Here is a 21454-nt window from a genome sequence, read left to right as displayed (position 1 = left end):
CCGAATCCGCTCATGACGCTGCTGCTCCAGATCTCCGATCCGCACTTCGGCACCGAGCGGCACGAGGTTGTCGAAGCGCTGCTGCAGCTTGCCGCGCGCACGCAGCCGGATCTCGCCGTGCTGTCCGGCGATATCACGCAGCGCGCGCGGCGCAGCCAGTTTGCGGCGGCGCGCGCGTTCGTCGATCGACTCGGGGCAATGCCTTCGCTCGTGATACCGGGCAATCACGACCTGCCGCTCTTCAATATGTTCACACGCGTGCTGTGTCCGTTTGCGAACCATCGACGTGTGTTTGGGACGAATCTCGAACCGCAGTTCGAATCGCGCGAACTGCTCGTGATCGGTGTGAACTCCGCGCGGCGGTCGCGTCATACGGAAGGCGAAGTGTCGATGGAGCAGATCGAGCGCGTCGCGCAGCGGCTGGAACGCGCGACGCCGTTGCAGTTGCGCGTTGTGGTCGCGCATCATCCGGTGGCGTCGGCAACCGCCGACGATGCGCGTCACCTGCTGTATCGACGCGAGCCGGCAGTCCGCAGATGGGCGCAGGCGGGCGTCGATCTGATCGTCGGCGGACATATCCATCTGCCGTATGTGCAGCCGCTCGCGGAACGCATGGAGATCGCGCGGCCCGTGTGGGCGGTGCAGGCGGGCACGGCCTTATCGACGCGCGTGCGCGGACAGGTGCCCAACTCCGTCAATCTGATCCGTTATGACGCGGCCGAAACGGGCACGCGCCAAGCCGTCGTCGCGCGCTACGACTATGAAGACGCCAGCAAGACGTTCGTGCCCGTTGCGCAGCACGAACTCGATCTGGCGACCAGCCGTTAAGCCGACCCGACCTTGCCATCGCGCCGTTGCCGCGCAAACACGTATTTCAGCCACTCGCGCCCATTGACGACGAACATGCCGGCCAGTACGAGCGCCGCGCCCGCGAGAAACGTCGGATCGAGCCGTTCATGCAGCAGCAGCGCGCCCAGCACGACACCGAACAGCGGCGCCATGAACGACAGCACGCCGAGCCGCGACGCGAGATACACGCGCAGCAGATAGAACCACGCGACATAGCTGAAGAAGCACACGACGACCGCCTGAAACCCCAGGCTCGCCCATACGAGCGTCGTGCCATGAAACGCGTATTGCCCCGACAACAGCGCGAACGGCAGCAATACGACGAAGGCCCACACCAGCTGATAGAACAGCGTCTGCGTGGCGGGCGCTTCGCTCAGACGCGTCGCGCGCACGGCGACCGTCGTCAGGCCCCACGCAGCGCCTGCGCAGATGCCGAGCAGGTCGCCCAGCATCCAGTTGGGCGCCGACGGCCCTGCGCTTGCGCCTGCGCCCGGACCCGTGAACGTGACCACGATGCCCACGAACGAAACCGCGATCCCCGCCCATTGCGCCCGCGTCATGCGTTCGGAAGGCAGCGCCAGTTGCAGGCCGACGGCGGCGAACATCGGCGCCGTGTACAGGAACACGGCCATATGCGACGCCGTGGTCCAGCGCAGCCCTTCGGCGACGAACAGAAACTCGGCGGCAAACAGCACGCCGACTATCGCTCCCGGCATCAGCGCGACGCCCTTGAGCCACTTGTCGCGCACGATCAGCCGGCCGAACACCCAGACCAGCACGGCGGCGACGCCGGAGCGCAGCGATACCTGAAGCAGCGGCGCGACGTCGGCCGCAATCGATTTCATCGCAGGCTGTTGCAGCCCCCAGATCAGGCACAGCAACACCATGCTTGACACGGCCAGGCCGTCCAGAGTCTTTCTCATCGATATTCGCCAGCAGGTCTTTGCGCGAAAGCGCGCGCCCGGACTGGCGGGGCCTCTTTCGCATGAGTGGAAATTGCGCGGCGGGTGGAATTTCAATGCTTCGTCGACGGCACGGCGGTGCCGTTGCGAACGAATCACCCGCGCGCAGGGCTTCCGATTTTCGACGATTTGGACTTCGTTGTCGAATGCCTTACGGCGGACCTGAGCGGCAAGCTGTGGCGCCTGGCGAAAGCTCAGGGGAAGATCGGCGTGGTCGGTTCAGCGCCTTCGAGATCGGCCCGTGGCACATGCTGCGCGATCAGTTGTTCGATCTCGTGTTCGCGCGATCCGGGCACGTCCGCCATGATCAGCAGCTGGCCCGCGCGTATTGCTTCGCGGAAGCGTTCGAGCCGCGTGTTCGGCTCGTTGACGCCGATCATCGTTGCCGTCCATGCACCGAAACCCGCGCCTGCCAGCGCCAGCATGACGACGGCGCCGCCTGCAATCGCCAGTTCCGCAGGCGGGAATGCCAGCGCGACAAGGCCGAGCAGCGCGCCCGTCGCGCCGCCGAGCGCCACGCCGCGTTCCAGTGCGTGCACGACGTCGCTGCTTTGCAGCAAAGAGGCTTGCGGCAGGGCTTCGAGTGTGACGCTGTGATTGGCGAGCACGTGGATGTGCCGCCATGTGATACGCGCGCGCAGCAGATCGTCGACGATCGCTTTGGCCGTGGATGTGTCGGGGGCGAGGAAATAAAGGCGTCTCATATCGGCTCTCCGTCAGATGGCGGGTGTCCGCAACGGGGCGATGCCTTTGATCGTACGCCTGAACGGCTTCAGCGGCTTGCGCTTGCAGCGTGCTCCCGGCTGATTGCAGCAATGGAGCAACGCAGCAAAGAAGGCGCTAGCCGTGTCCCGTCACGAACTTTTTGGTCGCGTGATAACCGTGTTTCGTTGCGTCGGCCACGGCATGGCCCGCCGACTTCGCGCCATGTCCGACCGCATGCACGGCGTTGCGAACGGCGTGCCCGGTATCTTTGCCCGCCGCCTTGGCGTCGGTCTTGAACTGATGCGCGCCGCTTGCGAGGCTCGCGTGGGCAAGCGGGCTGGCGAGCGCCAGCACGGCCACGATGAGTGAAAGTCTGGACGTTTTCATGCCCCGATTTTCCCACACCGAACGGCTGCGAACAGCCGTCAACCGGTAAGCATCATGCCGACTTTGTATCGCAATGTTTCATACCTTCACGACGATCTTCCCGACCTGCGCGCCCGCTTCCATGTAACGATGCGCGTCGGCCATTTCCGTGAAGCCGAAAATGCGGTCGATGGAAGGCTTCAGCGCGCCCGACGCCAGGCCATCCGTGATGAACCGTTTCGCATGCGCCAGTTTCTGCGCATCGCCGGTAATTTCGAACAGCCGATAGCCGCGCACCGTCAAATCCTTCGACAGCAGATCCATCACGGGCACAGGAATGTCCCGCGTATCGAGCGCGCCGTACTGGAAGAAAATGCCGTTCGCGCACAGCGCCTTCAGCTGATACGCGGCCGCCGGGCCGCCGACGGGATCGAAGGCGATTCGCGCGCCCCGCCCTTGCGTCAGCGCCGTCACCTGCTGCGGCAGGTCCGAACCGTCGCCGGCAATGACATGCGCGGCGCCTGCCGCCAGAAGCGCATCGCGCTTTTTGTCGCTGCGTGTCAACGCGACGGGAACGGCCCCGACCATGTTCGCGATCTGGATCGCCGCAAGTCCGACGCTGCTCGACGCCGCGCCGATCAGCACCGTTTCGCCCGCCTGCAAGCGGCCGATTTCGATCAGCGCGCCGTAAGCCGTGGTGAACATCATCCACGTCGCGGCAGCGTCCTCGAAGGATAACGACGGCGGATTCTTCACCACAGCATGAGCGGGCGCATTCACGCGTTCGCCATACATGCCGTAATCCGCGAACGAGAATGCGGGCACGACGCTTACCGCATCGCCGACCGCAACATCCTTCACGCCGCTGCCCACTGCCGCGACGATACCCGACGCTTCGTAGCCGAGTATCGCGGGAAAGTTCGGGACGATCGTGTATTCGCCCGTTCGATACATGACTTCGGCGCGATTGATGCCGATTGCCTTGACGTCGATCTGCACTTCGTGCGCGCCGGGCGCGGGCACATCGATGTCCTCGATCTGCAGCACTTCGGGACCGCCGATGCGATGAAAACGGATGACTCGGGACATGGGTCGTCTCCTTCATGTCACAACCGGCCCATGGTCGCACACTCCTCTACTTTGAGCAGGCCGTCTGCCACCCTGCGCTTTCGCTCGATCACGCTTGCGTCTACGCTAGAGGAAAATTGGAACGAGCGGCTGGCGAACGGGTCTTTTCTTAAATCTTCCGGGAGTCACGACACCCGCCATTCGTACGCATTCGTGCATGTTCACCGGCGTTTTTTGCCGCTACGGAGCGAGGCCCGCCATGCAACTGTCCGCTGTCACCGTCGTCAAGCCCGAAACGACCAACTTCATCCTCGGGCAATCTCACTTCATCAAATCCGTCGAGGATATTCACGAGGCGCTCGTCGGCACCGTGCCCGGCATCAAGTTCGGCCTCGCGTTCTGCGAGGCGTCGGGCAAGCGGCTCGTGCGGCGCTCGGGCACCGACGAAGCATTGATCGACATGGCAAGCCAGAACGCCCTGAACGTCGCGGCGGGCCACAGCTTCTTCGTGTTCCTCGGCGACGGCTTTTTTCCCGTCAACGTGCTGAATGTGCTGAAAGCCGTGCCCGAGGTCTGTCGCCTTTTCTGCGCGACGGCGAATCCCGTCGAAGTACTGGTGGCCGAAACGGATCAGGGACGCGGCATCGTCGGCGTGATCGACGGATTTTCGCCGCTCGGTGTGGAGGGCGCCGAAGACGTGCAATGGCGCAAGGATCTGTTGCGCACGATCGGCTACAAACTCTGATGCCGCCACGTCGATTCATGGAACCCCCACACTTCGATCCCGCCGAGCTGTGGCCCGCCATCGAAAGGCAAACGGCGCACGCTCTACAGTGCGGCGCGCTGCAACCGATCGACACCGTGCAGGACGTCATCGAAAGCGACGGCGTGCGTTTCATCGTGCGGCAGGTGTCGAGCCTCACGCGCAAGGAACAGCAGCGTCTGCAGGCGCGCAAGCTTCAGGCCGAAAAGCAGGTGCCCGTCAATCCGTTTCTTCCGTACGAACCCGACCTCTTCGTCGCCGATATCTCGGCTACGCATCTCGCGTTGCTCAACAAGTTCAACGTCATCGATCATCATCTGCTGATCGTCACGCGCGATTTTCAACGACAGGACGCGCTGCTGACGCTTGCGGATTTCGAAGCGCTGATGCGCTGCATGGCGGGATTCGACGGCATCGGGTTCTACAACGCCGGTCCCGAAGCGGGCGCGAGCCAGCCGCACAAGCATCTGCAGATCGTGCCGTTGCCGCTCGGCGATAGCGAGCCGCCCGTGCCCGTCGCGCCGCTGCTCGCGCAGGCCGTTGCCGAAGGTCCGACGGCTCGCGTGCCGGGCTTGCCGTTTCGTCATGCGTTTGCGCGCGTCGCGCTCGACGATGTTGCGCCCGACGCGGCCGCTCAAATCGCGTTTGCGTCCTACCGTGCGCTACTGGAAGCGGCGGGCGTCGGCACAGTCGCAACCGGAGGCGAGCCGTGTCACGCGACGCCATACAACCTGCTCGTCACGCGACGCTGGATGCTGCTCGTCCCGCGTTCGACGGAGCGCGTGGAAGGCGTGTCCGTGAATGCGCTGGGGTTCGCGGGTTCGCTGTTCGTGCGCGACGCGGCGCATCTCGAACTGATCGAGCGGCTGGGTCCGATGAACGTGCTGCAACGCGTCGCGCTGCCTTAGCGGTTTGCGCATCGGGCCGTTTGCCACCCCCGCTGCCGATTTCGCGCAACGCCCCTACAATGGCTGTCACCGCCGTGAAACCCCTTCGCGGCCATCGTTCCATCCCGCATTCAATCATGACTATCGCCCACATGAGATCGCGATTTCTCGCCGCCGTCCTGTTCCTCACGATGCTTGCGTTCGGCGGTACGGCATCGGCGCAGAGCGTCGACAGTTCCGATCCGCAGCTGCTGGTCAAGACCGTGACGCAGCAGGTGCTCGACGAGGTTCACACGCGCGCAATCGACCCGTCGGATATCCCGCGCATCATGGATATCGTGAATCGCGACATCCTCCCGTATATCGACTTCGAGCACACGACGCAGCTTGCCTTGGCGCGTTACTGGCGCACGGCCACGCCGGAGCAGCAGAAGGAACTCGTGCAACAGTTCAAGATGCTGCTGATTCACCTGTATTCGGGCGCGCTCGCGCAGCTCAAGCCCGATCAGAAAATGGAATATCCGCCGATGCGCGTCTCGTCATCGGATACGGACGCCGTCGTGCGCACGATTGCTCTCACGAATGCCCAGCCCGTCGAAATCGACTACCGTCTGCGCAAGACGCCGCAAGGCTGGCGCGTCTACGACCTCAACGTGATGGGCGCGTGGCTGGTGCAGACGTATCGTCAGCAGTTCGGCGAGACGATCCAGCAAAGCGGCGTCGATGGATTGCTGAAGTTTCTGACCGACCGCAATCAGCAGCTCGCGTCGGGCAAGCAGTAACGCGTCGTGTGGGTTCACGCGCGCGGCTGATCACAACTTCGGCGACGCGAACATATCGACCAGTTGATCGCGTAACCAGCGATGCGCGGGAACCGTCTCGTTGCGCTGATGCCAGAACAGGCTGATCACGCGATCGGGGGCTTCGAGCGGCGCGCGCACGCTCACGAGTTCGCCGTCCATGCCGCCGCGTTCGCACAGGTCGCGCGGCAGCACGGCGATCAGGTCGCTTGCACGGACGATCTCGCACGCGACCGTGTAGTGATTGACCGTCGCGACCAGGTTGCGCTTCATTCCACGCGAAGCAAGAAAGCTGTCGAATGACGGCGCGGTCTGCCCGGCAAGACTGATATCGACGTGACGCGCATTCAGAAAGCGCCGCGTCGTCAGGCGTCCCGGCGCCGCCAGCGGATGACCGCGCCGCATCAGGCACGCGTAATCGACGGTCCACAGCGAGCGCGAACGGATGTGCGCGGGCGGCAGCGTCTCGTTCACATAGACGCCGATCACGCAATCGACACGATTGCCTTCGAGCAACTCCGGCACATCGAGCAGGATGTTCGGCACCGTATGCCACTGCAGGCGCGGTGCGTCCGCGCTGAACCGTTCGATCAGGCGCGGCATCACGATGCCCGCCACGTAGTCCGACATCGACAGGCTGAAACTCACCTCGGCATTGCCGGGCGAAAACGTCTCTTCGTCGAGCGCCGCGCGAATGCGGCTCAACGAATCGCCGACGGGCCCCCATAGCGCCATCGCCCGCTGCGTCGGCGCGACGCCGGCGCCATTGCGGATGAACAGCGGATCGTCGAAAGCCTCGCGCAGGCGGCTCAGCGCATTGCTGACGGCGGGCTGCGTCAGCGACAGCTTGGTGGCGGCCCGCGTGACGGCGCCTTCCGTCATCAAGGCTTCGAAGACCTTCAGCAGGTTCAGATCGAGCGAACGGAAGCTCATGGGCGATCATTCATGGTGTCAATGTACTGAATCAAGAATATAAATATTTATGACGTTCGACAAGCCATAGAATCGGCTCACGAATCGGCCTCAGATCAGGCTCGCGGCATGCAGACAAGCTCGCGAAGCCACGCCGTCATACCGGGTTTGTGAGGACTCAAGGAGCGCACTGTGTCAAACGTTTCTGCACGTATCGAGCGCCTTCCGTTTGGACGCTTCCATGGACACCTGCTGCTGATGGGCGGACTCGGCTACGCGTTCGATGCGATGGACGCCGCCGCCGTCGCCTTCGTTCTGCCCGTGCTGCGCAACGACTGGGGCTTGTCCAGTGTGCAGACGGGCGTGCTCGGCAGCGGCAACTTCATCGGCTTCTTCTTCGGCGCGCTGCTCGCGGGCACGCTCGGCGATCTGATCGGTCGTCGCAAGGTGATGATGTCGGCGCTGCTGATCTACTGCGTCGCGTCCGTCGTCAGCGCGATGACGGATTCGTGGCCGACCTTCCTCGCCGCCCGCATCGTCGCGGGAATGGGAACGGGCGCGGAGAGCGCCATCATCGCGCCCTACCTCGCCGAGTTCGTCGCGAAACGCTATCGCGGCATCTTCACGGGCGCACTGGCCGGCTTCTTCTCGTTCGGTTTCGTGGCGGCCGCGCTGCTCGGTTATTTCATCGTGCCCGCGTTCCCCTACGGCTGGCGCGTCGTGTTGCTGATCACCGCCGTGCCGATCCTGATGTTGCTGTGGTGGCGCCGTTCGTTGCCCGAGTCACCGCGCTGGCTGGAAAGCCGTGGACGTACGGATGAAGCGAAGCGCGTGCTCGACGGAATCGAGGCGAGCTTCGCGGCGCGCGGCATTACACTGCCCGAACCCGAGAGCGGCGGCCCGCGTGGCGAGCCGGCGCTGCCGACGGGCACGCTCACGTCGAACTTCCGCGCACTGTGGGCGCGCCGCCAGGCACGCATCACGACGATGACATGGCTGATGTGGCTGTCGATCACGTTCAGCTACTACGCGTTCTTCACGTGGATTCCCGGCCTGCTCGTGCAGCACGGCATGAGCATTACGCGCAGCTTCGGGTATTCCGTCGCGATGTATGTCGCGCAGGTGCCGGGTTACTTCAGCGCGTCGTGGTTCAACGAGCGCATCGGACGACAGGCGACGATTGCCACATACATGCTGTTCGGCTGCGCATGCGCGCTCGGGATGGCGTTCGCGAGCACCAACGGCGAGATCATGGCGGCGGGCATCGGCCTGTCGTTCTTCATGAACGGCACCTATGCGGGCGTCTATGCGTACACGGCCGAAGTGTTTCCCACCGCCGTGCGCACGACGGGCGCGGGCACGGCTTCGGCAATCGGCCGCATCGGCGCGATCGTATCGCCGATTCTCGTCGGCTATCTGTATCCGCGCTTCGGCTTCGCGGGCGTGTTCGGCGTGACGACCGTCGTGCTGCTGCTCGGCGCAATCGCGGTCGTTGTGATGGGCGTGCCGACGCGCGGCCGCTCGCTCGAAGATATTGCGGCGGGAGAAGCGGCATGAATGCGACTTTCGAACCTTCTCTCCAGCCGTTCTTGAAGCTGGCTCAGGCACACGCGCATGAAACGCAGCCCGCCACGCTTTATCGCGCGCTCGATACCGTTCTTGCCGATACGATCGGGCATACGCTCTTCACGATTCTGCGTTACGACGATACGACGCACGAATCGGCGCGCATCTATAGCAACATGCCCGCTGCGTATCCGACTTCGACGAGCAAGCCGCTGTCGGGCGGCGATTGGGTCGAGACGGTGCTGACGCGCGGCGAAGCGTTCATCGGTAAAACGCCCGACGATCTGCGCGCGGTGTTCGCCGATCATGAACTGATCGCGTCGCTCGGATGCGAAAGCGTGCTGAACGTGCCCGTGCGCTGGAAAGGACGCACGCTCGCGTCGCTCAATCTGCTGCATACGCGTGCGTGGTATCGCGACGATCATGTACCGCTCGCGCAATCGCTTGCACAGTTTGCGTTGCCCGCCTTGCTCGACTGCGACTGAAACGTGTAAACGGGCGGCAGACGGCAGTATCGAAACATCGACCGAACCGGAGGGGATACGAGTGGAAAGCATTCTGTTCACGAACGCAGGCGTGCTCGATGTCGAGCGTGGTGAAGTGCGGGAAGCGCATCACGTGCTCGTCGAAAACGGCCTCGTCAAGGAAGTGTCCGACAAGCCGCTGAAAAGCGCGGCTGCGCGCCAGATCGACCTACGCGGCAAGACGTTGATGCCGGGCCTGATCGATCTGCATGTGCACGTCGTCGCGGTGCAGTTGAACCTGTCGCAGCAGGTGCACATGCCGAACGTGCTCGTCACGCTGCGCTCCGTGCCCATCATGCGGTCGATGCTGCGACGCGGCTTCACGACCGTGCGCGATGCGGGCGGCGCAGGCTATCCGCACAAACAGGCCGTGGAAAGCGGGCTCGCCGTGGGACCGCGCCTCTTCGTCGCGGGCCGCGCGCTCAGTCAGACGGGCGGCCATGGCGACATGCGCGCGCGTTCCGATTATCTCGGCGACAGCGCGCCTTGCGGTTGCTGCGTGCGCGTCGGCGCACTGGCGCGTGTTGCCGACGGCGTCGATGAAGTGCGCCGCGCGGCGCGCGAAGAATTACAGATGGGCGCCGATCATCTGAAGATCATGGCATCGGGCGGCGTCGCTTCGCCGACGGATCCCGTCGGTGCATTCGGCTATGCGGAAGACGAAGTGCGGGCGATCGTCGAAGAAGCGCGCGCACGTCATACCTATGTGATGGCGCACGCGTACACAGCCGAGGCGATTGCGCGCGTCGTGCGCTGGGGCGTGCGCACGATCGAGCACGGCAATCTCGTCGATGCCTCCACAGCAAAACTGATGGCGGAGATGGGCGCTTATGTCGTGCCGACGCTCGTCACGTACGAAGCGCTGGCCTCGGAAGGCGCGCAATACGGGCTCGGCGAAGAAAGCGTGGCGAAGATCGAAGATGTGCGCGAAGCCGGGTTGCGCTCGCTGGAAATCTATCGCGACGCGGGCGTGAAGATGGGTTTCGGTTCGGATCTGCTCGGACCGTCGCAGCGTCTTCAGAGCGACGAATTCCGTATCCGCGCAGAAATACTCGGCAATGCCGCGACACTCGCGTGCGCGACGACGACGGCCGCCGAAGTGCTTGGCCTGCTGGACAAGCTCGGCCGCATTGCGGCGGGCGCATGGGCCGACATGATCGTCGTGGACGGCGACCCGTTGCGCGATATCTCCTGCCTGCTCGGGCAAGGCGAACGCATCCCCCTCGTGATGAAAGGCGGTGCGATCGAGTTCGACGAATTGCCGCGTTGAACGGCGTGCGGATCGCGCGCCACGAATGAGGTTTGATTCGACGCGCGATCCGCTTGCCGACACTCAATGCAACGTATATCCCCGGCCGCTCATACAGGCTGAGTAAGCCTGATCGAATGCGCCCATCGCATTCTGTTTCTGGGCTTGCGCATTGGCCTGCTGTTCGCGCTTGTTCTGACGGGCGCGCATGCCGCCGCCCATCGTTCCCGCCGCGGCGCCGATGGCCGCGCCCTTGCCTGCATCGCCTGCAATCGCACCGATCACTGCGCCGCCCGCCGCCCCGCGTGCCGCGCCGCCGACCCGTTCGCCGCCGCCCACAGCGGGGCCCGATGGCGGAGGCGGCGTTGCTGCGACAGCAGCGGGATCGACGCCCGTTTGCTGCTTGGCCCACGATGCACATGCGCTTTGATCCTGTTGCTGCTTCTGCGCGCTTTGTCCTTTAGCCGGATACGCGACGGGCTGCGCCTCCGCAACGGCCTGACAACATAGCAGTGCAACAGCACCGATGACCGACATCCGACGCTTGCTGAGTACGTTCATGAGAACCCCCTTCGTGGTCGCGATCTCTTTCTCAGTCTATTCGCTGAGCCGTACAGGTGTTAGTAATCTTTCACGGGCTTCGATCATTCGAATCCCTGGCGCTGCAAATCATGTCTGAACGTGCGCGCCTGGCGTGCGGCCTTCGTCGCCGATGCGCGATACCTGCCCTTCACATCGCCCGCCAGCATGAGACAGGCGATCAATGGCGCAAGAATGAACGCACACGCTATGACATATCTAAACCATTCATGCCGGATCGCGGACGCATCGAACCACGGCACCACGGGTATCGGCGCGAGCATCGCGGCGATATAGAACACGTCGATCCACACGCGAAGCCTCGCCGCGAGCGCGATCGTGGACGCTATCAGCACCGCCGAGATCGCGCAGCACCACGGCATCAGATCTTGCGGAAAAAGGCCCGCAAGCCCCAGCCGTTCATTCATGAAAACGATATCGATCAATGCCGCCAATGCGCACGTGAAGACCGCGACGGGCGGCGTCAGATAAAAGCGCTTCAGATCGCGCCGCGCCTGCACGTCGGCGTGGCAGACACACCTGAAGCCGTCATACCAGTCTCGCCATTCCGCACTGCTGACAGGAAATGGATTAATCGCTTCGTCGCTGCCATTTTCTGCAGCAATCAGACCGAGATCGAATGCACTCTTTTCCATGCGGTTACTGTATTAACTTCCGACAACGCATCGCGAGGGAATATGAGTGTAGGTCACGGCACCTTCAGGGAAGCTTAAGACCGTGGCGGCGCGCGAGCGGAGCGTCAACGCTTTTGCAAGGCCCAGTCGGTTCGCCCCGTTCCGCAGAATTTCGGGTGAAGATTCATCGACTGTCCTTTTGCCGACAGCACGACCGCGACGAGACGACATGTCTTGCCGCCTTGCTGGCTGGTGCTCTCGGGCGTTATCGCAGCGTCGATTTTTACGCCGTTGCCTGTCCCTTCGTTTGTCCATTGCGTAGTCTCGCCGTCTTTCTTCGTGTTGAGCACGTCCGTGAGTGCAACCTTGATCGAGTCCATATCGGACTTCTTGATATAGGACATCGGCGTGTCGTTGAGAAAGTTGAGGTTGGTCGCCTCGGCGGCGCTCATGTCTGTTAACAGCAATATCATCGACGCCACGCGTACGCAACGTGTCAGCAGACCATTTTTCGACTTCCGATTTGACATGACAATCTTCTCCTGATGACCCGACAGATGCTCAGCGAAACGCGTAGGCGATACCCACGCCATAGGTGATCTGATTCCGTGTGCCCCGCTGCGTGACGACAGGACTGTTGGCCGCGTCGTCCATCAGACGCTGGTAATAGACCATCGCACCCGCATACCAGCTCGGACTGATCTGGTAGATAGCGGCGATCCAGCTCGTGACCTGATTCAGACCGCCGCCCGGCGTATAGACGGGAAGTCCGCTCTTCGCGGCGTCCTGCGCGGTTATGCCGTAATACGTTTCATTGAAGCCGCCGCTAACCCACGTCGCCCCCAGTCCGCCGCCGACGAACACGCGCGCGTGCACGGGAAACCATGCGCTCGTGTTGAGCGAAACACGCGCGCCCGAATAGACGACACCCGCATTCGTGACGACCGTGACCTCGCCGCGCAAACGGAACGGAAAATCGCCGACATGGCTATATTCATAGCCTACGAATCCGCCGCCTTCCAGCGTCGTATCGACGGTATGTACCTGAGCGATCACGGCGTCGTCGACATCGCGCCTTCCAAGCCGCAGCGCGAGCGCGGGCCCCCACTGGAAGCCCGTCAGGCTGCCGAAGTTGTATTGCGCGTATGTGCCATACCATTCGAACAGATGGCCGCCGCTCGTCACATAGCGCATGCCCGGAACCGCTCCAACGATGCGATCTTTCCCGCCCGCATACTCCGTGGTCGAGCCGACTCCGCCGCCAAAGAAGTTCGGCAACGCATTCGACAGGTCGACGGGACTCGCAACGGCGCCGTGCAGGACGGCAGCCGCGCCCAATCCGGCGATAAGCCTCGACCGCTTGACCATTGAACTCCTCGCGTCGATTGCTACGCTATCCGGCAATCCGGCAGTTGCGTCGCGCGTCACGGCGCCCTATCGCCATGCGCTGCCGACCTGAATATAGAACGCGTTCTGATCCCGGCTATGCGCGACGTCCAGCCCGACGGCGAGGCCCAGCTTGCGCGCGATCAGGTAGCGAAACCCTGCGCCCACACTCTGGACGTTCTGTGCATCGGAGAAGCTGTGCCATCGGCCGTACGCCTTGCCTGCTCCTGTAAAGCCGAGCACCGACCAGCGCGGCGTCAGATCCCAGCGCAATTCGATTTCCGCCGCCACCGCGTTGCGGTCCTGGTAGCGTCCCTTCTCCACACCGCGCAAGTCGACGTAGGGTTGTGCGTAGAACGGAATGTCGCCGCTCGAGAACTTGCCGTCGAGTCGCAGCCCGAGTATCAGCGCGTGCGTCAGGGGAAGCCACGTATAGCCACGCGCGGCGAAGACGTCATAGTCCTGCGTGCCGCCGAAGGCTGTCCTCGCCAGTTGTGCTTCCATTTCGGCGAAGCTCCCTTTGCCCGGAAAGAAGATGTTGTCGCGCGAATCGTAGTCGACGACGACGCTCATCGAGCCGATGCGCTGATCCTTCTGGAAGCCCGGCAATTCGCCCGGCACCTCGCCCGCCGTGAACGACGACGTCGAGTCGAAGTACACGTAGCGCAGACCGGCATACCAGCGGCTGTCGCCGATCCGCATCAGCAGTTGCTGGAGCAGGCCCGCTCCCTGCAGCGTATAGGCGCGCGGCTGGCTGGAGACGCCGAAGTAATCCAGGTGCGCATCGACCTTCGCGAGCGCGCCCAGATAGCGAAAGCGGTCGTTGTCCCACGTGTGAAAGTGCGCGGCGGCACCCGCCCATGTGCCGTTTGTGGTGTACAGGCCGCCCAATGCCGTCACGTTCGGTGGAACCCGGTTGCCCGAATGGTCGCCCGCCGCGTCCGGCTGATCGCCGGCAGGTCCGGAAAAGAACAGCAGGCCGAGTCCAAGTCCGTAGCCGACAGCCGGTTCCGTGATCACGACGGGCACGGGCAGCGCGCCTTTGTGTTCGAGCAGGAAATCACTCATGTCCAGTTGCCCGTCTTCAGGGTCCGAGAAACTGAGCGCTTGATCGCTGGCGCAAGCGTCGGGCGAGATCGCCGTCACGAAGGACGTCACGGCGAAACTCAGGCCCGCAAGCAGCGCATGCGCCTGGCACATCGAAGCGAAACGGCACGGCCTACGCAAGCGAATAGAACCCGACGCCGGGGTCGCGCACGCTGACCCGCGTCCCCGCCGTCCCCTGCGTGATCGCCTCGATATCGGGCAGCGCGCCGATCACGGCGTCCTTACCCGTCTTCCGGGCGAACTCGACGGCGGCCTGCACCTTCGGCCCCATCGATCCCGCCGCGAAACCGAGTTTTTCCAGCTCGTCGGGATGGCCGCTCGCGATGGCTTTCTGCGTCGGCTTACCCCAGTCGACGTAGGCCGCGTTCACATCCGTCGCGATGACGAGCAGATCCGCGTCCAGTTCCTGCGCCAGCAGCGCGGAGCACAGATCCTTGTCTATCACGGCTTCGACGCCGCGCAGCTTGCGGTTCTCGTCGTAACACGTCGGAATGCCGCCGCCGCCCGCGCAGATGACCACGGTTCCCCGCTCCAGCAGCCACTTCACGGGCCGAATTTCGAAGATCCGCTGCGGCCGAGGACTGGCGACCACCCGTCGGTACTTGTCACCGTCTTCCGCGATGCTCCAGCCGTTTTCCTGCGCCAGCCGCAGCGCTTCCTCTTTCGTGTAAACCGGGCCGATCGGTTTGGTCGGGTGACTGAACGCTGGATCGGCGAGATCGACTTCAACCTGGGTCAGGATGGTCGCGAACGGCACTTCGAACGGCAGCAGATTCCCCAGTTCCTGCTCGATCAGATAACCGATCATGCCTTCCGTCTGCGCACCGAGCACGTCGAGCGGATACGGCGCGACTTCCGTGTAGGCGGCGCTTTGCAGCGCGAGCAGCCCCACCTGCGGCCCGTTGCCATGCGCGATGACCAGTTCGTTGCCGGCCGCCACCCTGGCGATTTGCGCGGCGGCCACACGAACGTTCTCGCGCTGCTGGTTTTCTGTCATCGGTTGCCCGCGCTGCAGCAGCGCATTGCCGCCGAGTGCAATGACGATGCGCATGATGTTTCCCTCCTGCTGATCGCGCCGCCTGCGCGCTCAGATATCCGCCAGGGTCGATACGAGAATGGCCTTGATCGTGTGCATCCGGTTTTCGGCCTGCTCGAACGCAATGTTGTAGTCGGACTCGAACACGTCGTCCGTGACCTCGATGCCGTTCGCCAGATTCGGATAGCGCTCCGCGATCTGCTGGCCGACCTTGGTCTCGCAGTTGTGGAATGCAGGCAGGCAGTGCATGAAGCGCGTTCGCGGATTGCCCGTCGATTCGATCAGCGTGCGGTTCACCTGATACGGCAGCAAGACCTTGATTCTTTCGTCCCACGCTTCGACGGGTTCGCCCATCGACACCCACACGTCGGTGTGAATGAAATCGACCGCCTTCACCGCTTCTCGCGGATCTTCCGTGAGCAGCATGCGCGCGCCGCTTTCTTTGGCGAACTGCCGGCAGGCGTCGAGATGCCCTTCGTTCGGCCACAACGATTTCGGTGCCCCGATGCGCACGTCCATGCCCAGCTTCGCGCCGATAAGCAGAAGCGAGTTGCCCATGTTGTTGCGTGCATCGCCGAGATACGCGTAGCTGATGTCGTGAAGCGGCTTGTCGGCGTACTCGCGCATCGTCAGCACGTCGGCGAGCATCTGCGTCGGATGGTATTCGTCGGTCAGGCCGTTGAAGATAGGCACGGACGCATAGTGCGCGAGTTCTTCGACGACTTCCTGGCTGTAGCCGCGATATTCGATCGCATCGAACATGCGGCCCAGCACGCGTGCCGTGTCCTTCATGCTCTCCTTGTGCCCGATCTGCGACGAGGTCGGGTCGATATACGTGACATGCGCGCCCTGATCGTGTGCGGCGACTTCGAATGCGCAGCGCGTGCGCGTTGACGTCTTTTCGAAGATCAGTGCGATGTTCTTGCGCAGCAAATGCTGCTGTTCCGTGCCTGCGTATTTGGCGCGCTTGAGATCGCGCGACAGGTCCAGCAGGTAGCGCAGCTCGCGCCCGCTGTGATGCATCAGACTCAGCAGATTACGGTTTCGCAGATTGAAGGCCATCAGTTGTCTCCTTTGTCGGGCAGACGTGCCGTCGGCGCGGCAGGCCTGCTCAGTAATCGACAGGGTCGCGCGCGATCGGACAGGTCATGCAATGTCCTCCGCCGCGCCCGCGCCCCAGCTCGCTGGCCGCGATCGTAATCACCTCGATTCCTGCCTTGCGCAGCAGCGTGTTGGTGAACGTGTTGCGGTCGTAGCCGATCACGACGCCTGGTTCAACGCACACCATGTTGTTGCCGTCATCCCACTGCTCGCGCTCGGCCGCAAACCGGTTGCCGCCCGTTTCGACGACGCGCAGTTCTTTCAGGCCCAGCGCATCGCCGACCGCCTGAATGAAAGGCTTGTCTTCACGCTGGATGCTCATGCCGTACGAGGCTCTTTCGTCTGGCCGGATCGTGAACGTGACGATCTGCGCGACTACGTCCGGAAACACCGTCACGAGATCGCGATCGCAGAAGCTGAACACGGTGTCGAGGTGCATCGCCGCGCGCGACTTCGGCATACCGGCGACCAGCACCTGATCAGCCGCGCCTTTCTCGAACAGCGCGCGTGCGATCTGGCCGATCGCCTGCCGCGACGTGCGCTCGCCCATGCCGATCAATACGATGCCTTTACCGATCGGCATCACATCTCCGCCTTCGAGCGTCGAAGCGCCGTGATCGGTGTCGGGGTCGCCCCACCAGATTTCGAAGTTCGCGCTGGCGAAGGTCGGATGAAACCTGTAGATCGCCGTTTCGAGCAGCGTCTCCTGACGCCGCGCGGGCCAGTACATCGGATTCAGCGTCACGCCGCCGTAGATCCAGCAGGTGGTGTCGCGCGTAAACACCATGTTCGGCAATGGCGCGAGCAGGAAGCTGGAGTAATCCAGATACTCGCGAAACAGCTTGACGACGGGCGCGTCGCTGGCGGGAATATCGTCGAGCGACAGGCCGCCGATCAAAAACTCAGCGAGCCGGCGCGAATCCAGCTCGTTCATCCACGCGCGCACTTCGCCGCTCAGGCCGACGCCGACGCTATCGTCGCTGATTCGTCTGTCGAGTATCCATTTGCGCGCTTCGGGAATGTCCAGCGTCTGCGTCAGCAGGTTGTGGACGTCCAGCACTTCCACGCCGCGCTCGCGCATCTTCGTGACGAAATCGAAGTGATCGCGCTTGGCCTGACTCACCCAGATCACGTCGTCGAACAACAGTTCGTCGCAGTTGCTGGGCGTCAGGCGCTGATGGGCAAGTCCTGGCGACGACACCATGACCATGCGCAGCTTGCCGACCTCGGAGTACGCTCCGAGTCGGGCGATATCGGCATTCATCTCGTTCTCCCGTGTTCAAATAAAAGTGTCAGGAGTCCGTTAAAAATGAGTTTTTGCGTTGGCCGAGATTAAGCGTTTTTACCTACTTCTCTTATTCTCGCCATTGCCATTTTTTGGCCCGGCACGCCATCTGCAGATCATTCTGGTTGATGAATCCATTTTGTTCAAGATTCCAAATCAACGGCATGAGAGTATGAATCACGCTGCGATGACGGTGCGATGAAATATGAAAATATCCATTCTAATTTTTCAAAAAAAAGAATGACAAAGCAGCAAATCGGTAATACACCAGTCAATCACTGGGTACTTCCATACCGGGCCGCAGCGATGGCCGCATCGCGTTCCTTCTTCGCTTCCGCTTTCTTATGGTCATAGACCTTCTTTGCAGCCGCGACCTTCTTGTCATAAGCCCGATTCGCGGCAGCTTCCTGCTGGCGCATTTTCACGATCGCATCGTTACTGCCCGCATTCGCGGCAGGTGCCGACGCTGCATCGTTCTGCGCCCACGCATTCAGGGCAAATGCGATTGCAACAGCGGACAGCATAAGTCTGATGAACCTCATGGTCTTCTCCCGATGATCTCCACGTCCGGGAACTCGCCGTCACACAAACTGAGTGCTGCACGAATGTGGAGGGATAGGTGTGAACGCGTATGCGCAATGGCGCGCGCGACGCCGCAAGCGCTGTCGTTCGGTGATGGAATACATGAAATCAGACCGAGTACATCCAGGTCTGTGGGCTGTTATATATGACAGTTGGCAGTGTCGCAAGCAACTGTCGCCCTTTCGACACTCACCACTTTGTCATTTATAAGAATGTTTCTCGAAAGCGCCGCCATTCGACGTTCATGCAGATGAAAGCAATATGTGCATCCGTCCAATAACGCGAATCGGAATCCGGCTTGATTCTATTTAAATGCCATCCTCGTTAAGCGCCTTATAAAAAATACAGCCATCACACTCCGAATTAGCAAACTTGTAAAAAACTTGCATTGTGCGAAAAGCTTGCCAACTATATACGTAGCACCCGCAACCCATGTATCGACGCGTCCCATTGCCGAACGCCAATTAAAACGTGGAGACCGCGAGCCCGGCATCGCAGTCCGGCTCTCGCATCGCATTCTCGAGGTAGCGCGCAACAGGTAGACCCAATACGTGTGGTTCACCTTCCGCTTCCTGATCGACCGTAACAAGAACTTACTCGCAACGCTGAACGCAGCCGGCTGACGAACCCGTGCGCGCGATCCGGCGGCGGCCGGCTCGCCGCTGCATCGGCGCAAACGGTCCCGCCAGCCTGCGAAGAAGGAGTGACTATGGTCCCTCGATCCATCAAGGCGCCCACCGTCCCGATTGCCTTCCACAAGCTATTGAAGGTCGTCGCGATCGTGGACCGCGACAACGCACAGACCGCCGAGTTGCTGGACGAGATCACCGCCGAGCATTTCCACGTCGAAGTCACCGACAGCTTCACGCGCGACGTCAATGAAGACGCCGATGTCGGCGCCTATATCGTCCTGATCGACGGTGCCTGCCTCGAGCCTGCGCGCAAGCTCGCCACGGCTGTGCGGGCGCTCGGTTTCCGTACGCCGCTCTGGGCGCTGGCGAACTCGCACCATCTGTCGGATCTTTCTGTGACGAGCGGACTGGGTGAAGTCGACGGCTATATCTATCTCGGCCAGCAAACGCCCGCGTATTACGCGAAGCAGGTGATGGGAAGCCTCGTCAAATACGGCTTGAGCCTGCTGCCGCCGTTCTTCGGTGGACTCGTCGCGTACGACGCGGAAGCCAATATCGCGTTCGATTGCCCCGGCCATCAGGGTGGGCAGTTTTATCGGAAGTCGCCGGCTGGACAGATTTTCTTCAAGCACTTCGGCGAAAGCATTTTCCGCAACGATCTGTGCAACGCCGACGTCGATCTCGGCGATCTGCTGATTCACGAAGGCGCCGCCGCCGACGCGCAACGCCACGCCGCCGAAGTGTTCGGCGCGGATCAGACCTATTTCGTGCTCAACGGCACCAGCACGTCCAACAAGATCGTGACGGGTGCCGTGCTCAAACGCGGCGATCTCGTGCTGTTCGACCGCAACAATCACAAATCGCTGCATCAGGGCGCGCTGGTGCAAGCGGGCGCGATTCCCATTTTTCTGCCGACTTCGCGCAACGCGTTCGGCATGATTGGCGCGGTCGACTGGCAGGCCTGGAACGAAGACTATCTGCGCGAGCAGATCCGCAACAGCCCGCTCGTGAAAGACCGTGAACGCGCGAGTGCCGTGCGGCCGTTCCGGCTCGCCTGCATTCAGCTCGCAACCTACGACGGCACGATCTACAACGTCCGCAAGGTGCTCGAGCGGATCGGCCATCTGTGCGACTACGTGCTGTGGGACGAAGCGTGGATCGGATACAACGCGTTCCATCCGCTGTTCGACGATCACAGTCCGATGCGTCTGAAGGACTTGACGCCCGACATGCCGGGACTCTTCTCGACGCAGTCCGTTCATAAGCAGGGTGCCGGTTTTTCACAGGCATCGCAGATACACAAGCGAGACGATCACATTCGCGGACAGCAGCGTTATATCGAGCACAAGCGTTTCAACGAGTCGTTCCTGATTCACGCAAGCACGTCGCCCTTCTATCCGCTGTTCGCGTCGCTCGACGTCAACGCGAAAGTGCATGAAGGCAAAGCGGGCGAAATGCTGTGGGACGGCTGCATCGAGCTTGGCATCGAGGCGCGCAAGAAATTCCGCCAGTTCGCGCGCCACTTCGAGATGACGGGCAGGAACGCGCAGGAGCAATGGTTCTTCGATCCCTTCGTGCCCGACTTCGTCGATATTTATCACTCGAATTTCATGGGCGACGCGTCGAACGTCGCGTGGGAAGACATTCCGACGGACGTCATCAAGCGCGAGCAGCAATGCTGGGAATTCCGTCCTGAAGCGACGTGGCACGGCTATACGGGTTACGCCGACGGCTACGTGATGGCCGATCCGAACAAGCTGAATCTGCTGACGCCCGGCATCGACCGCAAGACGGGCGAATATCTCGACTTCGGCGTGCCCGCGACGGTCGTGGCGAACTATCTGCGCGAAGAAGGCATCGTTCCCGAGAAGTGCGACCTGAACAGCCTGCTCTTTCTGATGACGCCCGCCGAAGACGAAAGCAAGCTGAACACGCTGATCGCACGCTTCGTCAAGTTCAAGAACCTGTGGGACCGCGATGCCGCACTGGCCGAAGTGCTGCCGTCGCTGTGCGCGGCGCATGGCGCGCGCTACGAAGGCTACACGCTGCGTCAGGTATGCAACGAGATGCACACGTTCTATCGCGACGCCAACGTCAAGAATCTCCAGAAGCTGTGCTTCCGCGCATCGAGTTTCCCCGAACTCGCGATGTCGCCGGAAGACGCCTACGAGGCGCTCGTCGCGAACCGCGTCGACTACGTGCCGCTCGATCAGGCCAGAAACCGCATCTCCGCCACGCTGGCGCTGATCTATCCGCCCGGCATCGGCGTGGTGCTGCCCGGTGAACGTTGGGATGACCGTGCCCAACCGATGCTGGATTACTTCATGGCGTTCCAGGAATCGTTCAATCGCTTCCCCGGCTTCAATTACGAAGTCCAGGGCGTATTCCAGGAACGCGAAGACGGTCGCATCCGTTTTTATACCTACGTGGTCAGTGAATAAGCGACAAGGCAAAGCCACC

Annotated in this window: 22 protein-coding genes; 8 read left to right on the top strand and 14 right to left on the bottom strand. The window is 62.2% G+C overall.

Annotated elements, in window-relative coordinates:
- Positions 1-12: 12 nt before the first annotated feature.
- Positions 13-828: a metallophosphoesterase family protein gene (locus tag QEN71_RS33130; RefSeq protein ID WP_201647363.1), complete on the top strand. Its 816-nt coding sequence runs from the start codon at positions 13-15 to the stop codon at positions 826-828.
- On the opposite strand, the gene QEN71_RS33125 is transcribed toward QEN71_RS33130, so the two are convergent.
- From QEN71_RS33125 to QEN71_RS33110, 4 genes are all read right to left on the bottom strand, one after another.
- The gene (locus tag QEN71_RS33125; protein ID WP_201647362.1) at positions 825-1772 is read right to left on the bottom strand and encodes a DMT family transporter; all 948 of its coding nucleotides are present in this window, start codon (positions 1770-1772) and stop codon (positions 825-827) included. The two genes, QEN71_RS33130 and QEN71_RS33125, sit on opposite strands and share 4 nt — an antisense overlap.
- A gap of 233 nt (positions 1773-2005) precedes the next feature.
- Positions 2006-2515 carry a DUF1269 domain-containing protein gene (locus QEN71_RS33120; protein ID WP_201647361.1) on the bottom strand — a complete coding sequence of 170 codons (510 nt, stop codon included), beginning with the start codon at positions 2513-2515 and terminating at the stop codon, positions 2006-2008.
- Positions 2516-2651: 136 nt separating this feature from the next.
- Positions 2652-2903, bottom strand: a complete 252-nt coding sequence (locus QEN71_RS33115; RefSeq protein WP_201647360.1) for a hypothetical protein — start codon at positions 2901-2903, stop codon at positions 2652-2654.
- Between the two features lie 78 nt (positions 2904-2981).
- The gene (locus QEN71_RS33110; RefSeq protein ID WP_201647359.1) at positions 2982-3971 is read right to left on the bottom strand and encodes a zinc-dependent alcohol dehydrogenase family protein; all 990 of its coding nucleotides are present in this window, start codon (positions 3969-3971) and stop codon (positions 2982-2984) included.
- Positions 3972-4209: 238 nt separating this feature from the next.
- Here QEN71_RS33110 and QEN71_RS33105 point away from each other — a divergent pair, with 238 nt between their 5' ends.
- The 3 genes from QEN71_RS33105 (at position 4210) to QEN71_RS33095 (ending at position 6382) form a co-directional block, all read left to right on the top strand.
- Entirely contained in the window at positions 4210-4695 is a 486-nt protein-coding gene (locus QEN71_RS33105) for an adenosine-specific kinase (RefSeq protein ID WP_201647358.1), read from the top strand.
- A 17-nt stretch (positions 4696-4712) separates the two neighbouring features.
- On the top strand, positions 4713-5621 hold the full coding sequence (locus QEN71_RS33100) for an ATP adenylyltransferase family protein (RefSeq protein ID WP_201647357.1): 909 nt from the start codon (positions 4713-4715) through the stop codon (positions 5619-5621).
- A gap of 131 nt (positions 5622-5752) precedes the next feature.
- The gene (locus QEN71_RS33095) at positions 5753-6382 is read left to right on the top strand and encodes an MlaC/ttg2D family ABC transporter substrate-binding protein (RefSeq protein WP_201647356.1); all 630 of its coding nucleotides are present in this window, start codon (positions 5753-5755) and stop codon (positions 6380-6382) included.
- Between the two features lie 30 nt (positions 6383-6412).
- On the opposite strand, the gene QEN71_RS33090 is transcribed toward QEN71_RS33095, so the two are convergent.
- Entirely contained in the window at positions 6413-7333 is a 921-nt protein-coding gene (locus QEN71_RS33090; RefSeq protein ID WP_201647355.1) for a LysR family transcriptional regulator, read from the bottom strand.
- Positions 7334-7504: 171 nt separating this feature from the next.
- On the opposite strand from QEN71_RS33090, the gene QEN71_RS33085 reads away from it, so the two are divergent.
- The 3 genes from QEN71_RS33085 to QEN71_RS33075 all read left to right on the top strand — a co-directional run bounded on the left by QEN71_RS33085 (position 7505) and on the right by QEN71_RS33075 (position 10672).
- Positions 7505-8869 carry an MFS transporter gene (locus QEN71_RS33085; protein WP_201647354.1) on the top strand — a complete coding sequence of 455 codons (1365 nt, stop codon included), beginning with the start codon at positions 7505-7507 and terminating at the stop codon, positions 8867-8869.
- Positions 8866-9363, top strand: coding sequence for a GAF domain-containing protein (locus QEN71_RS33080; protein ID WP_201647353.1), 498 nt, complete (start codon positions 8866-8868; stop codon positions 9361-9363). The genes QEN71_RS33085 and QEN71_RS33080 overlap by 4 nt, the downstream gene beginning before the upstream one ends.
- A 61-nt stretch (positions 9364-9424) precedes the next feature.
- Positions 9425-10672: a metal-dependent hydrolase family protein gene (locus QEN71_RS33075; RefSeq protein ID WP_201647352.1), complete on the top strand. Its 1248-nt coding sequence runs from the start codon at positions 9425-9427 to the stop codon at positions 10670-10672.
- 63 nt (positions 10673-10735) lie between these two features.
- Here the strand turns inward: QEN71_RS33075 and QEN71_RS33070 are convergent, their stop codons facing one another.
- The 9 genes from QEN71_RS33070 to QEN71_RS33030 all read right to left on the bottom strand — a co-directional run bounded on the left by QEN71_RS33070 (position 10736) and on the right by QEN71_RS33030 (position 18322).
- Positions 10736-11212 carry a glycine zipper domain-containing protein gene (locus QEN71_RS33070; protein WP_223958171.1) on the bottom strand — a complete coding sequence of 159 codons (477 nt, stop codon included), beginning with the start codon at positions 11210-11212 and terminating at the stop codon, positions 10736-10738.
- Between the two features lie 83 nt (positions 11213-11295).
- Positions 11296-11886 carry a hypothetical protein gene (locus QEN71_RS33065; RefSeq protein WP_201647351.1) on the bottom strand — a complete coding sequence of 197 codons (591 nt, stop codon included), beginning with the start codon at positions 11884-11886 and terminating at the stop codon, positions 11296-11298.
- Positions 11887-11990: 104 nt separating this feature from the next.
- A complete protein-coding gene (locus tag QEN71_RS33060; RefSeq protein ID WP_377789798.1) occupies positions 11991-12338 on the bottom strand; it encodes an RT0821/Lpp0805 family surface protein in 348 nt (115 codons plus the stop codon).
- A gap of 88 nt (positions 12339-12426) precedes the next feature.
- A complete protein-coding gene (locus QEN71_RS33055) occupies positions 12427-13233 on the bottom strand; it encodes a MipA/OmpV family protein (RefSeq protein ID WP_201647350.1) in 807 nt (268 codons plus the stop codon).
- A gap of 66 nt (positions 13234-13299) precedes the next feature.
- Positions 13300-14409 (bottom strand): BamA/TamA family outer membrane protein, encoded by a 1110-nt coding sequence (locus QEN71_RS33050; RefSeq protein WP_307790034.1) that lies wholly within the window; start codon positions 14407-14409, stop codon positions 13300-13302.
- Positions 14410-14470: 61 nt separating this feature from the next.
- The gene (gene arcC, locus QEN71_RS33045; protein ID WP_201647348.1) at positions 14471-15409 is read right to left on the bottom strand and encodes a carbamate kinase; all 939 of its coding nucleotides are present in this window, start codon (positions 15407-15409) and stop codon (positions 14471-14473) included.
- Positions 15410-15445: 36 nt separating this feature from the next.
- Positions 15446-16456, bottom strand: coding sequence for an ornithine carbamoyltransferase (locus QEN71_RS33040; RefSeq protein WP_201647347.1), 1011 nt, complete (start codon positions 16454-16456; stop codon positions 15446-15448).
- Between the two features lie 49 nt (positions 16457-16505).
- Positions 16506-17759, bottom strand: a complete 1254-nt coding sequence (gene arcA / locus QEN71_RS33035) for an arginine deiminase (RefSeq protein WP_201647346.1) — start codon at positions 17757-17759, stop codon at positions 16506-16508.
- A gap of 296 nt (positions 17760-18055) precedes the next feature.
- Positions 18056-18322, bottom strand: a complete 267-nt coding sequence (locus tag QEN71_RS33030) for a hypothetical protein (RefSeq protein WP_201647345.1) — start codon at positions 18320-18322, stop codon at positions 18056-18058.
- Positions 18323-19071: 749 nt separating this feature from the next.
- On the opposite strand from QEN71_RS33030, the gene speC reads away from it, so the two are divergent.
- A complete protein-coding gene (speC, locus tag QEN71_RS33025; protein ID WP_201647344.1) occupies positions 19072-21435 on the top strand; it encodes an ornithine decarboxylase in 2364 nt (787 codons plus the stop codon).
- The last annotated feature ends 19 nt before the right edge of the window (positions 21436-21454 follow it).

The sequence above is a fragment of the Paraburkholderia sabiae genome (genome assembly GCF_030412785.1).
GTDB classification, from domain to species: Bacteria; Pseudomonadota; Gammaproteobacteria; order Burkholderiales; family Burkholderiaceae; genus Paraburkholderia; species Paraburkholderia sabiae.
The sequence above is the reverse complement of the archived record's forward strand: the minus strand, read 5'-3'. Positions and strand labels throughout refer to the sequence as shown.

Coding starts and splice junctions, on each gene's coding strand:
- QEN71_RS33130 (WP_201647363.1), top strand. CDS start 13: ATGACGCTGCTGCTCCAGATCTCCGATCCGCACTTCGGCACCGAGCGG.
- QEN71_RS33125 (WP_201647362.1), bottom strand. CDS start 1,772: ATGAGAAAGACTCTGGACGGCCTGGCCGTGTCAAGCATGGTGTTGCTG.
- QEN71_RS33120 (WP_201647361.1), bottom strand. CDS start 2,515: ATGAGACGCCTTTATTTCCTCGCCCCCGACACATCCACGGCCAAAGCG.
- QEN71_RS33115 (WP_201647360.1), bottom strand. CDS start 2,903: ATGAAAACGTCCAGACTTTCACTCATCGTGGCCGTGCTGGCGCTCGCC.
- QEN71_RS33110 (WP_201647359.1), bottom strand. CDS start 3,971: ATGTCCCGAGTCATCCGTTTTCATCGCATCGGCGGTCCCGAAGTGCTG.
- QEN71_RS33105 (WP_201647358.1), top strand. CDS start 4,210: ATGCAACTGTCCGCTGTCACCGTCGTCAAGCCCGAAACGACCAACTTC.
- QEN71_RS33100 (WP_201647357.1), top strand. CDS start 4,713: ATGGAACCCCCACACTTCGATCCCGCCGAGCTGTGGCCCGCCATCGAA.
- QEN71_RS33095 (WP_201647356.1), top strand. CDS start 5,753: ATGAGATCGCGATTTCTCGCCGCCGTCCTGTTCCTCACGATGCTTGCG.
- QEN71_RS33090 (WP_201647355.1), bottom strand. CDS start 7,333: ATGAGCTTCCGTTCGCTCGATCTGAACCTGCTGAAGGTCTTCGAAGCC.
- QEN71_RS33080 (WP_201647353.1), top strand. CDS start 8,866: ATGAATGCGACTTTCGAACCTTCTCTCCAGCCGTTCTTGAAGCTGGCT.
- QEN71_RS33070 (WP_223958171.1), bottom strand. CDS start 11,212: ATGAACGTACTCAGCAAGCGTCGGATGTCGGTCATCGGTGCTGTTGCA.
- QEN71_RS33065 (WP_201647351.1), bottom strand. CDS start 11,886: ATGGAAAAGAGTGCATTCGATCTCGGTCTGATTGCTGCAGAAAATGGC.
- QEN71_RS33060 (WP_377789798.1), bottom strand. CDS start 12,338: ATGATATTGCTGTTAACAGACATGAGCGCCGCCGAGGCGACCAACCTC.
- QEN71_RS33055 (WP_201647350.1), bottom strand. CDS start 13,233: ATGGTCAAGCGGTCGAGGCTTATCGCCGGATTGGGCGCGGCTGCCGTC.
- arcC (WP_201647348.1), bottom strand. CDS start 15,409: ATGCGCATCGTCATTGCACTCGGCGGCAATGCGCTGCTGCAGCGCGGG.
- QEN71_RS33040 (WP_201647347.1), bottom strand. CDS start 16,456: ATGGCCTTCAATCTGCGAAACCGTAATCTGCTGAGTCTGATGCATCAC.
- arcA (WP_201647346.1), bottom strand. CDS start 17,759: ATGAATGCCGATATCGCCCGACTCGGAGCGTACTCCGAGGTCGGCAAG.
- QEN71_RS33030 (WP_201647345.1), bottom strand. CDS start 18,322: ATGAGGTTCATCAGACTTATGCTGTCCGCTGTTGCAATCGCATTTGCC.
- speC (WP_201647344.1), top strand. CDS start 19,072: ATGGTCCCTCGATCCATCAAGGCGCCCACCGTCCCGATTGCCTTCCAC.